The following is a 14,770-nucleotide window of genomic DNA, read 5'->3' as shown; positions in this document are numbered from 1 at the left end:
CGGGGGGACTCATCCCCGTTGGGCTGCGAAGCGGCCCCATTGCAATTGACTCAATCTGTCTGACAGACCGAATTGGCTGGTTTCAGGGCTGCTGCGCAGCCCAACGGGGATGAATCCCCTCGCCACAGGAATGTGGAGGGCTTCATGGCCATGTGGCATCCGCATTGGCTGGTTTCAGGGCTGCTGCGCAGCCCAACGGGGATGAATCCCCTCGCCACAGGAATGTGGAGGGTTTCATAGCCATGTGGCATCCCAAAGCGGGTAGTCGCCGATGCGATCTGCCAGCCTGGCACGAAGGGGGTTGGCAATGATGTAGCGGGCAAAAGGCAGGAGGTCTTCGTTATCGCGAATGGCTCGATCGTGGAAGCCACTTTGCCAGAGAGGGCCAGACGCTCCCGTCCTATGGTTGACGCTCCGGGTGCATCGGGCTTTGGCAGCGCCGACTCAGAGAGGCATCTTTGACTTGCAGCAGCCAGTGGAAATGATCCGGCATCACCACCCAAGCCAAGGAATTCACCTGGCTCGAGTCATGGGCGTGCTTGAATTCGGCGACCAGCAATCGTCCAACTGTCCAGTCAGCAAAAATCGGACGTCGTCGATGGACGACGGCTGTCACCAGATAGGCTCTTCCCGGCTCCGAATAGCGGCCTCGACGCAGGCGATGAGAATTGGGGTGTGAGTGCATACCTTGATTCCAATGAAGGGCGTCACGGCAGCGTAGTCAGGCGGCAGTTGCCTTGGTGCTGAAACGGTCGAGCGAAATTTCCGAGGCTTTCGTAGTCCTGTGGCGAGGGGATTTATCCCCGTTGGGCTGCGAAGCGGCCCCATTGCAATTAACTCAATCTGTCTGACAGACCGAATTGGCTGGTTTCAGGGCTGCTGCGCAGCCCAACGGGGATGAATCCCCTCGCCACAAGAAGGGTGTTGCTTGTAACGCCGGTGTTAGAGCCATCGGTCGTCGGACACTCACCTCGCTTTTTCGCTTGACGCTTTGCTCGCCAGCATTGCGTTTGTCCACTGAGTTTCCTGTAATCTCAGTCAAAGCCTCTCCAAAAGAACAGCTTTTGTTGAGGCTTTCCCCTGAATTAGTCAGGTTTTACAGTGAAACTCTCTATCCCAGGCTTTTTATACTGCACGACCCGCTGATCCTGAGGTTGTCGTTCCACAGGACGGTCTGCCCACAAGACAGACCCGGTTTCGGCAAGGCGACAGGCTGACCGGCCTGTGGCTTTGGACACTCGGTGGCCAATCCAATAACAAAACGAGGTTGTATCCCTATGCCTGTCGGCAATCATCTGCCCCATGGCGAGGCCGCCCAGGGTGGTCCGCTCAAACGTGAACTCGGCGAGCGACATATCCGCCTGATGGCGCTTGGCGCCTGCATCGGTGTCGGGCTGTTCCTCGGTTCGGCCAAGGCCATCGAAATGGCCGGTCCGGCGATCATGCTGTCCTACATTATTGGCGGCCTGGCGATTCTGGTGATCATGCGCGCCCTCGGTGAGATGGCCGTGCATAACCCGGTAGCGGGTTCGTTCAGCCGCTACGCCCAGGATTACCTCGGCCCACTGGCAGGTTTCCTGACCGGTTGGAACTACTGGTTCCTGTGGCTGGTGACCTGTGTGGCGGAAATCACCGCCGTCGCGGTGTACATGGGCATCTGGTTCCCCGATGTGCCCCGCTGGATCTGGGCCCTGACCGCGTTGGTCAGCATGGGCTCGATCAACTTGATCGCGGTCAAGGCCTTCGGCGAATTCGAATTCTGGTTCGCCCTGATCAAGATCGTCACCATCATCGCCATGGTCATCGGCGGTGTCGGCATCATCGCCTTTGGCTTCGGCAACGATGGCGTGGCCTTGGGTCTTTCCAACCTCTGGGCCCACGGCGGCTTCATGCCCAATGGCGTGTCCGGCGTGTTGATGTCCCTGCAAATGGTCATGTTCGCCTACCTGGGCGTGGAGATGATCGGCCTGACCGCTGGCGAGGCGAGGAACCCGCAGAAAACCATCCCCAATGCCATCGGCTCGGTGTTCTGGCGGATCCTGTTGTTCTATGTCGGCGCCTTGTTCGTGATCCTGTCGATCTACCCATGGAACGAGATCGGCACCCAGGGCAGCCCGTTCGTGATGACCTTCGAGCGCCTGGGCATCAAGACCGCCGCCGGCATCATCAACTTCGTGGTCATCACCGCCGCGTTGTCATCCTGCAATGGCGGGATCTTCAGCACCGGGCGGATGCTCTACAGCCTGGCGCAGAACGGCCAGGCTCCGGCCGGTTTCGCCAAGACGTCCAATAATGGCGTACCGCGCCGCGCACTGCTGCTGTCCATCGCCGCGCTGTTGCTGGGCGTGCTGCTCAACTATCTGGTGCCGGAAAAAGTCTTCGTCTGGGTGACCTCCATCGCCACCTTCGGTGCGATCTGGACCTGGGTGATGATCCTGCTGGCGCAGCTCAAGTTCCGCAAAAGCTTGAGTGCGTCCGAGCGTGCGGCCCTGAAGTACCGCATGTGGCTGTACCCGGTCAGCTCGTATCTGGCCCTGGCGTTCCTGGTGTTGGTGGTCGGCCTGATGGCTTATTTCCCGGACACCCGCGTGGCCCTTTACGTGGGCCCGGCGTTTCTGGTGTTGCTGACGGTGTTGTTCTATACCTTCAAGTTGCAACCGACCGGGCATGCCCAGGGTTCGATGGATGCCGCGTCGTAAGTTGCCAGCCATGCAGTAGAAAAGCCCCCGGTCGGATGATCGGGTTTTTTTGGGGTTCCATGTCGATCACGTTCCTTTGAATGCTGTCCAAGGGGCAGGTCCCGAGGGCGTTGCATATGAATGTATCGCTGGTTTTCGATCGCGAGCTCGACCGCCGCCAAGTGGTGTGTTTTTTCCTCTTGGCGACCCTGCTGTATGCCCTGCCACTGATCCTCGCTGATTTTCGCTATATCGACGACAGCTGGCGAACGCTGGAGGCGGGCAATGCCTGGGCCAGCCAGGGGCGCTGGTTCACTGACCTGCTGTATCAGGTGTTGTCTTTTTCCGGCGCCGCACCGGATATTTTTCCGCTGCCTCTGTTGCTCGCGACCTTGGCAATGTCCCTGGCGCTGGCTCGGCTGACCTTCCATTATTTTCCTGAGCCGACACTCGCCTGTTGTCTGGTGCCGTTGCCCCTCTGGTACAACCCTTTCCTGTTGCAGAACCTGTCGTATCAATACGACGGCCCGAGCATGGCCCTGAGCCTGGTCGCGGTTATCTATGCCTTCACCTTTCGGGGGGCATCGCGCCTGCGATGGCTGTGGGAGCCGGTGGCCTGGTTGGTGCTGGCATTCGGGCTCTACCAGATCAGCCTCAACGTATTCCTGGGGTTGGTCTGCCTGGATCTGTGCAGGGCTGTCTGCAACCGGTGGCCATGGCGGCAGTGCTGGGAAATGCTGGGAAGCAGGCTCGCCCAGCTGGGCCTGGCCCTCCTGGTTTACTTCGTCATGGCCGTCTGGCTGATGGGAACGGAGCGGACCGCGTTGCTGAACTGGAACGCTGATCCATTGATGCAGTTGGGCATCAATTTCGCCAGGGTGCTACAGAAGGTTGCCCTGTTGTTCCACGGTGGATACGCCTGGGTATTGGCCGTGCTGGTGCTGATTGCGCTGGTCGGTGCCTTGCGGGTGGGACGCCGGCTTGATGGACGTGAGGAGCCTGGGTGGAAAACGTGGGGCTTGAGCCTGCTCTGCCTGCTGATATCTTTGATGCTGGCGCTGTTGATACCAGGCATCACGCTGTTCTTTCGTGACTTTAATGAGGGCGCCCGCACACTGATGGGCTTCGGTGTGTGGTTGATGCTGCTGTTCTATCTGGCTTACCTCGCGCTAGCGCCACTTCATCGTCGATTGCCATGGTTGCTGATCATTCCATTGCTGGCGACCCTTTCGCTGTCCTTTGCCTATGGTCGGGTACTGACCCTGCAAAAGGCCTTTGCCAGCGGCGCGCTTTATAGCCTGGGGCATGACATCACTTCCCGTCGCGAGTTGTATGAGGCCAAGCGGATCTATATGTCGGTCACTTATTCCGCCCATTGGCTGACAAGTGCCTGCGGTTCGTTCAAACGGCTGCCGGTCCTGCATTACCTGCTCAATATTGATTACTTGCTTCTTCCGGAAAGCCCGCCGTTCCTGGGGTATCACTAACGTGGTGATCGAACGGGAACGGCGCAATGCGACCCGAGTCGGTTATCGGGGCTATACGCCCCTCGTGGATAACCTGTATTACCGGATTTATCTACTGGGCGATTACGGCTTCATTGTCATGAAGGAGCCGTCGCAGACCAGTGCGCCGTGGTGCTAGCCAGCGGCGGCCTGCAGTGGGAGTGTTCATGCCGCCACTGTGTCCATCGGCTCAAAACTGTCCGCCCGCGCCATCTGCCACATCCGCGAATAAAACGCCCCATTGACTTCACCGGTCAGCAACTCCCCAGGCTTCAGGAACACATGCAACTGTGAAAACAACTTGACCTCGGTGGCCGACATCCGCCGCACCAGGTGCTTGGGCTGCAATTGCGACGGATGTTCAAGCCCGGCGGCGGCGAGCATTTCGGCCAGGGCCTTGAGGGTGTTGCGGTGGAAGTTGTAGACACGCTGGGCCTTGTCCGGAACCACCAGGGCGCGCTGGCGCAGGGTGTCCTGGGTGGCGACGCCGGTGGGGCACTTGTTGGTGTGACAGCTTTGCGACTGGATGCAGCCGATGGCGAACATGAAGCCGCGTGCGGCGTTGGCCCAGTCGGCACCGATGGCCAGGACACTGGCGATGTCGAACGCGCTGACGATCTTGCCACTGGCGCCGAGCTTGATCTTGTCCCGCAGGTTCAGGCCCACCAGGGTGTTGTGCACGAACAGCAGGCCTTCACGCAGCGGCACGCCGATGTGGTCGGTGAACTCCACTGGCGCCGCGCCCGTGCCGCCTTCCTTGCCGTCCACCACGATGAAGTCCGGCAGGATCCCGGTTTCCAGCATGGCCTTGGCGATGCCCATGAATTCCCAGGGATGGCCCAGGCAGAACTTGAAGCCCACCGGTTTGCCGCCGGACAGTTCACGCAGTTGCTGAACGAACTGCATCAGTTCGATCGGCGTGGAAAACGCGCTGTGACGTGACGGCGAAACGCAATCCTCGCCCATGAGGATGCCACGGGTCTCGGCGATTTCCCGGGTGACCTTGTGCTTGGGCAGGATCCCGCCATGACCGGGTTTGGCGCCTTGGCTCATCTTGATTTCAATCATCCGCACCTGCGGGTTTTGCGCCTGGGCGGCGAAGCGCTCCGGGTCGAAGCGCCCGTCGCTGGTGCGGCAGCCGAAATAACCGCTGCCCAGTTCCCAGGTCAGGTCGCCACCGTGTTCGCGATGGTAGGGGCTGATGCTGCCTTCACCGGTGTCGTGGGCAAAGTTGCCCAGCTTCGCGCCTTGATTCAACGCACGGATGGCATTGGCGCTCAGGGAGCCGAAGCTCATGGCCGAGATGTTGAATACCGATGCAGAGTACGGCTGGGTGCACTGCGGGCCGCCGACTGTCACACGAAAACCGCTGGGGTCACTCAGTGGGGCGGGGCGCATGGAATGGCCGATGAATTCGAAGCCGGCCTGGTACACGTCGATCAAGGTGCCAAACGGTTTGTCGGCGCTTTCGTTCTTGGCCCGGGAGTACACCAGCGAGCGTTGGGCCCGGGAGAAGGGCAGGGCATCGCTGTCGGACTCGAGCAAATACTGGCGGATCTCCGGGCGGATGCCTTCGACCAGATAGCGGATATTACCCAGGATCGGATAATTGCGCCGTACGGCATGGCGGCTTTGCAACAAGTCGAACAGCCCCAGCAGGCTCAGCAGCCCGGTCACCAGCGCGATGGGCCAGAGCCAGTCGTGTTGCAGGAAGGGCAGGCTGGCGAGGGTGAAGATGACACAGCCAGCGAAGAAGGCGTAACGGCTCAGCAGCGACAGGCTCATACGGATTCCTTGGGAAGGGATGACGAAGGCATTCTGCGTTGGCCGTGAAAGGCTGGGCAACCTGCGATGAGAGGATTTCATGTACTGAGACTTTATCTGTGGCGGGGGGATTTATCCCCGCTGGGCTGCGCAGCGGCCCCAAGACAGTCGACTCAATCGGCCTGATGCATCGAGTCGTCGGGTTCCAGGGCCGCTGCGCGCCCCAGCGGGGATAAATCCCCTCGCCACGGCTTTTCCTTTCATACGTAAACGACTGACCCTGTGTCAGCCCGCCTGTTTCATCTGGCGCATCGGCAACTCCACCCGGAACGTCGTACCCACCCCCACTTCGCTGCGTACGGTGATCTCGCCATTGTGTTTTTTCACGATGCCGTAGGACAACGACAGCCCGAGCCCCGTCCCCTGGCCGATGGGTTTGGTGGTGAAGAACGGGTCGAAGATCTTCTGCAGGGTGTCAGGGGGGATGCCCGAGCCGTTGTCGGCAACTTCGATCCAGACGGTTTCATCACCAACGCCGTTGCGCAGGGTAATGGTGCCGCGTTCGGGGCCGATGGCCTGGGCGGCGTTGACGATCAGGTTCATGATCACTTGGTTGATCTGCGACGGCAGGCATTCCACCTCCGGCAAGGGTGTGTATTCCTTGACCACATCGGCCTTGTACTTGATCTCGTTGGCGACGATGTTCAAGGTCGAATCCATGCCATGCTGCAAATTGGCCATCTGCCATTCCTGGCTGGAATCGACACGGGAGAAGTCCTTCAGGTCCTTGACGATCTGCCCGACCCGGCCGATGCCATCCTTGGATTCCTTGATCAGCAGGGGGATGTCCTCGACCAGGAAGTCCAGTTCCACCTGTTCGCGCAGCTTTCTCAAGTTGACCACCAGCTCCGGCGAGGCGATGGCCTCCTCGGCGCCGCCGTAGGCGCTGAGCATTTCCTGGAGTTTGCCAAAGTAGCCGTCCAGCGCCCCCAGGTTGGAAGAAATGAAACCGATCGGGTTGTTGATTTCGTGCGCCACCCCGGCCGCCAACTGGCCCAGCGAGGCGAGTTTTTCCGATTGCACCAACTGGGTTTCCAGCATCTTGCGTTCGTCGATCTCCATTTGCAGCAGCTCGCTGGCCTGTCTGAACGCTTGGGTGCGTTGCTCCACCAGGTCTTCGAGCTTGTTCATCTTCAATTGCGCCCGAGAGGTCATTTCCCATTTGGTGGTCAGGGTGTTGGCCATCTGCTGGACTTCGATGTTGTCGAAGGGTTTTTTCAGGATCAGCAAGCGGTCGTGGCCGTTCAGGCGGTCCAGCAGTTCATCCCAGGAGTAATCCGAATAGGCGGTGCAAACCACCACTTGCAACTGCGGGTCGCGCTTCCAGAGCTCTTCGATGGTCTTGGCGCCATCCCAGCCTTCGGGCATGCGCATGTCGACAAAGGCCAGGGCATAGGGACGCTCCTTGGCCGTTGCCTCCAGCAGTTTGTTCAGGCCTTCCTGCCCGCCGTAGGCCGAGTCGAGTTCGAACACGGTGGCGGCAGGTTTCGGCGCTTCGCCGAACAGCGCGCTTTCCATGTCCTGCAAGTCGCTGTTGCTCTCATCCTCAGGGGTGAGGATCTTGCGGAAATCTTCATGAATGGCGGGTGTATCGTCGATCAACAGGATGCGGCGGTTACTCAGGCTGTTCATGGTTCACCTTCTGCAAGTTTCAGGGGCACCTGCAATTGGAATGTCGCCCCTTTACCAGGCCCCTCACTGTGGGCGGTGAGGTGGCCGTTCATTTCGATGGCCGCCAATGCGCAGCTGTGCAGGCCAAAGCCGTGGCCTTCCTTACGCGTGGTAAACCCGTGGGCGAAGATGCGCGTCATGTTTTCCTCCGGGATGCCTTCGCCTTCGTCCTTGACGCTGATTTGCAGGGTCTGGCCATCGACGACGGCAGCCTTGAGGGTCATGTTCCGCGCATGGTTGGACACCCCGGCCATGGCGTATTTGGCATTGCTGATCAGGTTGATCAGGATCAACAGCAAGCGGTGTTTGTCGCCCATGATCCGCGGCACGTCGCCGTATTCCTTGATCACCGTAACATGATGGCGGGTCAGGGCGCCGGAGTTCATGCGCAGGGCGTCTTCGAGCAGTTCGCTGACCACCAGAGGTTCCAGCAGGCTGCTGGCCCCGGCATAGGATTGCTGGGTGGAGACGATGTCCTTGATGTGGTCCACGCTTTTGCTCAACTGGGCCAGTTCATCGGTCAGGCCCTGCTGCTCCGACGCGATGGCCTCCACCAGTTGGTTGAGGTAGCCGGGCAGCAGCTTGCCTTTGGCGTCCTCGGTGAGGAAATGCCCGAGGTCATCGGCGTGTTCGTTGATCAATTGCATCGCCTTGCCCAACCCCTGGGCCTTGCTGCTGCGCAGTTTGCGGCTGACCAGGTCGGCAGAGATGTTCACGCTGTTGAGGACGTTGCCGACGTTGTGCAGCACGTTGGTGGCGATTTCCGCCATGCCGGCCTGGCGGGCGGTGTCCATCAACTCGCTCTGGGTGTCCTTGAGCTGGCGGGTACGCTCTTCGACCCGTTGTTCCAGCTCGTCGTTGGCGGTTTGCAGGGCGTTGTTGACATGCTTGATCTCGGCGAAGCTGCGTATCAGGCGGATCGCCAGCCAGATCAGGATCATTACCAGGAGCGTGGCGAACACCAGCAGGTAAATGTGGTTGCGCTCGTACTGGGCGGCGGCTTTTTCCTGGTCTTTCTCAAGCAGTTGGGTGATGGTGTCCAGGCGATCGGCCACGGGGATCGCTTCGATTCCCAGTAATAATTCATTGACCTTTGGCTGTTCGCGCAGGATCACCCCGATGTGCCTGCGCAGGATCTCGACGGAGTTGAGCAGCCCCTCAGGCAGGCGCTCCTTGTTGACCTCCAACTGGTTCAGCCCCAACAGGACCTCGGCTGCCCGCTCAGGGGAGCTGAGCTGGGCGAACTCCATGCTGCTGAGCAACAGGTCGTAGGTGTCGATGGCAACGTTTTGCAGCTCCAGCTTGTAGGTGTCGGGCAGCCGGGCGAACTGGGCCTGGATGTCGTCCTCGCCAGTCGGCAGGAAGGCCAGGGAGTTGCGCAACACCGCGTTATGGGATTTGAACTGTTCCACCAGACGGGTCTTCTCCTTGACCGCCTTGAGGTATTCGTTGCGCTGTGCCTCCCACAGTGACGGCCCATGGCGCCCCGGTTCCGACTCGATGGCATCCAGGCGCTGCCACAGGCCTGCCATCTCCTGCAATGGCGAGACCAGGGGGTCGTAATTGTTGCTCAGGGCAATCCGCGCCTTGAGCACCTCGTTGTCCCAGATGGCGTCCTGCTGCTTGAGCAGGCGGATCAGGTCGCGGGATTCGATGTACGAGGCGGCCTGCTGGGCGCCCGAATTGACGTACATGAACAACAGGATGCCAGCCAGCAAGACGCCGATCAGGGCCAGGCCGAGGCGACGGAGGACTGTCATAGGGGTTTGCCCTCCCACTCACCGGTCAGCGTCTTGAGGAATTCGACGATCAACTCGGTATCGTTCTTCAGGGGCTCGCGGCCCAACTGGTACTTGAACATCACCTCCACCGCGCGTTCCAGGGTCGGCGCCGAGCCATCATGGAAATACGGGGCGGTCACGGCCACGTTGCGCAGGCTCGGTACCTTGAAGACCTGGCGGTCTGCTTCATCGCCGGTGATGTTGAAGCGTCCTTCGTCGGCCCGGGTGGGGTTGCCTCGGTCGCCGATGTAGTCACCCATGACGCCGAATTTCTGGAACATGTTGCCGCCCATGTTCACGCCCTGATGGCAAGCGATGCAGCCGTACTCCTTGAAGCGCTGGTAACCGAACTTCTCCCGAGGCGTGAGGATGTCGGTATTGCCCAGCAGGTATTGGTCGAAACGCGAGTTGGGCGTCTGCAGAGTGCGCTCGTAGTTGGCCAGTGCGCTCTGGATAGTGGACTGGGTCACGCCATCGGGGTAGGCGTCCTTGAAGTCTTTGGCATAGCCAGGATCGTCGGCGATGCGCTTGACCACCGCCTCCCAGGTACTGCCCATTTCCGCCGGGCTGGTCACGACCGCATGCACCTGCTCTTCCAGCGTATCGACGCGTCCATCCCAGAACTGATGGAAGTTCAGGCTGGCGTTCAATACGGTGGGCGTATTGAACTCTACCGGCTTGCCATCGAAGCCCAGGGAAAACGGCTTGTCGTCGGCGCCGCCCTTGTCCAGGCGATGGCAACTGGCACAGGACAGGGTGTTGTTGACCGACAGCCGCGGGTCATTGAACAGACGCAGTCCCAACTGAACGCGCTTGGGGTCCAGGGTCGGAACCGGTGGCAGGGGCTTGAGGGGTTCGTCCAGGGGGGCGGCGTGAACGGTCACGCTCGCTCCCACGAGCAGGCCGAGAGCCAGAGTCAGTCCATGTAACGCCATGGGATGTTTTCCTTGAAACTTTGGTTGAGGACACTCAGGTGTTCACGAAAACGGGTTCTGGCGTTTTTCCCACTCGGTCATCCAATCGGCAAAGGCCTGCGGTTCGACGGCCTTGCTGAAGTAGTAACCCTGGACTTCCTCGCATTGGTGCTTCTTGAGAAACTCAAGCTGTTCAAGGGTTTCCACGCCTTCGGCAATGATGTGCAGGTTCAGGCTCTTGCCCAGGCTGATGATGGTGCTCACCAGCTTGGCGTCGTTGCTGTCGATGCTCAGGTCACCGACGAACGACTGGTCGATCTTCAGCACATCCACCGGAAATTTCTGCAAGTAGCTCAGGCTCGAATAGCCGGTGCCAAAGTCGTCGATGGCCAGGCGTATCCCCTGTTGCTTGATGGCCTTGAGGATGGCGACCGTGGTATCGATGTTCTGCATCAGTACGCTTTCGGTGATCTCCAGTTCTAACTGTGTCGGGTCCAGGCCGGTTTCCTTGAGGGTGCGGGCGATGCCTTCGACGAAGCCGCGCTGGCGAAAATCAATGGCCGAGACGTTCACCGACAGGTACAGCGGCCGCATGCCCTGGGCTTGCCAGCGGCAGGCCTGCTGGCAAGCTTCCTGGAGCACCCATTGGCTCAGCGGAACGATCAGGCCGCTGTCCTCGGCCACCGGAATGAAATCCGATGGGTAGACCAGGCCATGCCCCGGCCTGTCCCAGCGTACCAGTGCCTCGACCCCGACCACCTTGCCGCTCTTGAGGTCGAGCTTGGGTTGGTAATGCAGCACGAACTCCTTGCGCTGCAGGGCCAGGCGCAGGCCCGATTCGATGGTCTGCTGCTGCCGGGCCCGGCGGTTCATGTCTTCGGTGAAGAAACGGTAGTCGTTGGGGCCGGTCTCCTTGACGTTGCGCATCGCCGTCTCGGCTTTTTTGATCAGCGCCACGGCGTCGAAACCGTCGGTCGGGTACACGCTGATGCCCAGGCTCGCGGTCACGCTCAGGTCATGGCCGTCGATGGGGTGCGGGGAACTGATGGCCGCCAGCAGTTTGTCGGCCACGCCTTTGGTCTGCTGCGGGTCTACAACGTCCCCCAGCACCACCACGAATTCATCGGAACCGTAGCGGAACACCGAATCGGACTCACGGACCACGGTCGTCAGCGTCCGGGCCACGCGCTTGAGCATCTCGTCGCCCACCGGATGGCCCAGTGCGTTATTGATGCGCTTGAAACGGTCCAGGCCAATGAACATCACTGCCAGTTGCCGGTCGTGCCGACGGCACTGGGCCATGGCCTGGGTCAGGCGATCGCCTAGCAACATGCTGTTGGGCAGCTCCGTGAGCACGTCGTATTGCAACAGGTGGGACACCTTGAGCAATTCCTGGACGCGCTCTTCGATCGTGCGCTCCAGGCTGCGCATTTTCCTCGCCGCATCCTGGGCCAGTTGCCACTTCCAGGTCATGGCGCTGGCCATCTGGCGGATTTCCAGGGTGTCGAAGGGTTTCTTGAGGATCAGCAACTGATCGTCGAACTCGATCCGTTCGGACATGGTTTCCCAGGAGTAGTCCGAGAATGCCGTGCACAGGGCGATTTGCAACCGCGGGTCGGCCTCCCACAGCCGCTCGATGGTTTGCAGGCCATCCCAGCCCGGTGGCATGCGCATGTCGGCGAACACCAGCGCATAGGGCTGGCCTTCGGCCTGGGCGCGCTTGACCAGTTCCAGCGCCTCCTCGCCCTGGTAGGCCGAGTCGATCTGGAATTGCAGCCGGTTGACCTGCGGGGTGCCGAACAGCAGGCTTTCGGTGTCATTCAGCGAGTCATCGTTGCCGGCGCTGGGGCTGAGAATCTTGCGAAAGTCCTGGTGGATCGCCGGTGTATCGTCCACCACCAGGATTCGCCGGTTGGCAGGTACCGACATGGGGTTCATGGATTGCTCTCCGAGAGCTGGCTCGCTGGTCGGGTCCAATGGTCCGTCGCCGGAATGATAGTGCCGGCCTTGAGCAGTTCAGCGGCCTGGCCGCTGTCGACCACGGTGCTGAAGTAATGCCCCTGGGCCTGCATCGCGCCGCCGCTGGACATCAGCGTGGTGCGTTGCTCCTGGGTCTCGACGCCCTCGGCAATGATCCCGATGCCCACGTCCCGGGCAAAGTTGATGATCGCCCGCAACGTCGTAGCGTTCTCCGGGTCGGCGTTGGCGCTGTCGAGAAAGCGCTGGGCAAGCTTGAGGTGATTGACCCGGTAGGTCTTGAGGTAATCGAACGAGGAATATTCGGTGCCGAAGTCATCGATGGCGATCTGCACGCCCAATTCGCATAGGCGCGGCAGCACGTCGTTGTGGGTCCACTTGGTCTGGGCGAGGGTGGCTTCGGTGACGTCGAAACGCAGGTCCCAGGGCGCCAGTTCCCAGCGCGCGGTGGTGCGCAGCACGTCGTAGATCAGTTCCGGGCCGGTCTTGAGCTGGGTCAGGGACAGGTCGATGGCGATCACCGGCGGCGCCATGCCCTGGTCGCGCCACTGGCGCATCTGCTGGCAGGCCTGGTCCAGCACCCAATGCCCCAGGCCAATGATGATCCCGGTCTTCTCGGCAGCCGGCATGAAGGCCGACGGTTCCAGCCAGCCCCGTTGCGGGTGGTTCCAGCGCACTTGCACGCCCATGCCGAGGATCTTGCCGGTGCCGAGATCGACTTCCGGCAGGTAGTGCAGGTGCAGCTCTTGATTTTCGATGGCTTGGCGCAGGTCGTTGGCGAGGGCGACCCGGTCGGTGACTTCCTGGTTAATTTCCTCGTTGTGGAAGTGAAACTGGTTGCGACCCTTTTCCTTGGAGCGGTACAGGGCCATGTCGGATTGCGCCATCAGGCTGTCGGCACTCAGGCTCTGCGGGGTGTACAGGGCGATGCCGATGCTCACCGAGATCCGCACATCGTTGCCGTCCAGGGTATACGGCGCCACGAGGGCATCGCGGATCTTGCCCGCCAGCGCGGCGCAGTGGGTCGCTTCATGGACGTCCAGTTGCAGCAGGGCGAATTCGTCGCCGCCCAGGCGCGCCACCACGTCGTTTTCCCGGGTACAAGACTTGATGCGGGCGGCGACTTCCTGCAACAGCAGGTCGCCAATGGGGTGGCCCAAGGTGTCGTTGATGCGTTTGAAGTGGTCCAGGTCCAGGTAGAACATGGCAAACGGCGCCGCCCCCCGACGTGCGGCGGCGAAGGCCTGGTGCAGGCGCTCGATCATGGTGGCGCGGTTGGCCAGCCCGGTCAGGCCGTCGGTGCGGGCGAGCAGGGCGATCTTCTCTTCGGCCAGCTTGCGCTCGGTGATGTCGAGGATGATGCCTTCCACTTCCAGCAACAGGCCCTGGTCGTTGCGCACCGGGATGTAGCGGTTCTCTACCCAGCGGTACGTGTCGTCGCCGGTGCGCATGCGGAACTCGATGGAAGCCCCCGCGCTGTCGCGGTCCAGGACGCGGACCATGGCCTCGTGGACCTTGTCCTGGTCGTCGGGGTGGATCAGGGTTTGCGCCCAGTCCGGCGCGTCGATCAGTTGCGCCGCGACATGGCCGAACTTGGTGATGTTGTGGGAGATGTACATCAGTGGGAACGGCGGCTCGCCCCGCAGGCGGTAGAGGATGGTCGGGCTGTTCTGCACGATGATGTTGGCGTCGGCCAACTCGCGGGTGCGTTCTTCGACCGCCCGTTCGAGCATGTCCATCTTCAGCGCCGCGTCCTCGGTCATTTGCCATTTGACGGTCAGTGCACTGGCCATCTGGCGGATCTCGATGGCGTCGAAGGGCTTTTTCAGGATGAGCAGGCGGTCGCCCAGTTCGAGGCGTTCGGAAATGTCTTCCCAGGAATAATCCGAGTAAGCGGTGCACAGGGCCACTTGCAGCTTGGGGTCGGCGCGCCACAGCCGTTCGATGGTTTCCAGGCCGTCCCAGCCCGGCGGCATGCGCATGTCGATGAACGCCATGGCGAACGGCTGCCCTTGGGCCAGCGCCGTCTCGACCTTGTTCAAGGCTTCCATGCCCTGGAACGCCGAATCGAGCACGAAACTCATGCTCGACACCGCCACCGGCGCGCCGAACAGGGCCTCTTCGGCGCTGCTCAGGTTGTCTTCGGCGTTCATCTGGGGGCTGAGGATCTTGCGAAAGTCCTCATGGATGGTCGGTGTGTCGTCGACGATCAGGATCCGCCGATTGGTTTTATCCAAGGGCAGGCTCATGGCCGTGCACCGTATTGATGCTGACTATAGAACCCCGGAAACATCTGATATCCCTTTCGCTGGCATGAGTATTCGGCCTGTACATGGCCCTTCATGGGGTAGAGCATAGTCGTCTCATCGCGATGCGCTCGGCCACTGATGGCAAATGTGTCTAAATTTTCGCAATCTACT

7 protein-coding genes and 3 pseudogenes are annotated in these 14,770 nt (G+C 60.8%); 2 read left to right on the top strand and 8 right to left on the bottom strand.

Annotated elements, in window-relative coordinates:
- Positions 1 to 234 precede the first annotated feature (234 nt).
- Positions 235 to 685: pseudogene (locus tag ACMTA2_RS26400) on the bottom strand (REP-associated tyrosine transposase).
- Positions 686 to 1,277: 592 nt separating this feature from the next.
- Here ACMTA2_RS26400 and ACMTA2_RS26395 point away from each other — a divergent pair.
- Together ACMTA2_RS26395 and ACMTA2_RS26390 are read left to right on the top strand one after the other, a co-directional pair.
- The gene (locus ACMTA2_RS26395) at positions 1,278 to 2,699 is read left to right on the top strand and encodes an amino acid permease (RefSeq protein WP_413792432.1); all 1,422 of its coding nucleotides are present in this window, start codon (positions 1,278 to 1,280) and stop codon (positions 2,697 to 2,699) included.
- Positions 2,700 to 2,815: 116 nt separating this feature from the next.
- Positions 2,816 to 4,322: pseudogene (locus ACMTA2_RS26390) on the top strand (glucosyltransferase domain-containing protein).
- Between the two features lie 26 nt (positions 4,323 to 4,348).
- On the opposite strand, the gene ACMTA2_RS26385 reads toward ACMTA2_RS26390, so the two are convergent.
- From ACMTA2_RS26385 to ACMTA2_RS26355, 7 genes and pseudogenes are all read right to left on the bottom strand, one after another.
- Complete coding sequence (locus ACMTA2_RS26385) at positions 4,349 to 5,968, bottom strand: FMN-binding glutamate synthase family protein (RefSeq protein WP_413792431.1); 1,620 nt, start codon at positions 5,966 to 5,968, stop codon at positions 4,349 to 4,351.
- A gap of 264 nt (positions 5,969 to 6,232) precedes the next feature.
- The gene (locus ACMTA2_RS26380) at positions 6,233 to 6,667 is read right to left on the bottom strand and encodes a sensor histidine kinase (RefSeq protein WP_413795725.1); all 435 of its coding nucleotides are present in this window, start codon (positions 6,665 to 6,667) and stop codon (positions 6,233 to 6,235) included.
- A 291-nt stretch (positions 6,668 to 6,958) separates the two neighbouring features.
- Positions 6,959 to 7,045, bottom strand: a pseudogene (locus ACMTA2_RS26375) (hypothetical protein); the annotation flags it as partial.
- 590 nt (positions 7,046 to 7,635) lie between these two features.
- Entirely contained in the window at positions 7,636 to 9,438 is a 1,803-nt protein-coding gene (locus tag ACMTA2_RS26370; protein WP_413792430.1) for a DAHL domain-containing protein, read from the bottom strand.
- Complete coding sequence (locus tag ACMTA2_RS26365; RefSeq protein ID WP_413792429.1) at positions 9,435 to 10,394, bottom strand: cytochrome-c peroxidase; 960 nt, start codon at positions 10,392 to 10,394, stop codon at positions 9,435 to 9,437. The genes ACMTA2_RS26370 and ACMTA2_RS26365 overlap by 4 nt, the downstream gene beginning before the upstream one ends.
- A 42-nt stretch (positions 10,395 to 10,436) precedes the next feature.
- Positions 10,437 to 12,311 (bottom strand): EAL domain-containing response regulator, encoded by a 1,875-nt coding sequence (locus ACMTA2_RS26360; RefSeq protein WP_413792428.1) that lies wholly within the window; start codon positions 12,309 to 12,311, stop codon positions 10,437 to 10,439.
- Entirely contained in the window at positions 12,308 to 14,599 is a 2,292-nt protein-coding gene (locus ACMTA2_RS26355) for a GGDEF/EAL domain-containing response regulator (protein ID WP_413792427.1), read from the bottom strand. The genes ACMTA2_RS26360 and ACMTA2_RS26355 overlap by 4 nt, the downstream gene beginning before the upstream one ends.
- Positions 14,600 to 14,770: the final 171 nt, after the last annotated feature.

Origin of the sequence: Pseudomonas medicaginis, from assembly GCF_965119365.1 — a bacterium.
In the GTDB taxonomy this organism is placed as follows: Bacteria; Pseudomonadota; Gammaproteobacteria; order Pseudomonadales; family Pseudomonadaceae; genus Aquipseudomonas.
This window is presented reverse-complemented; position numbering and strand designations above follow the sequence as displayed.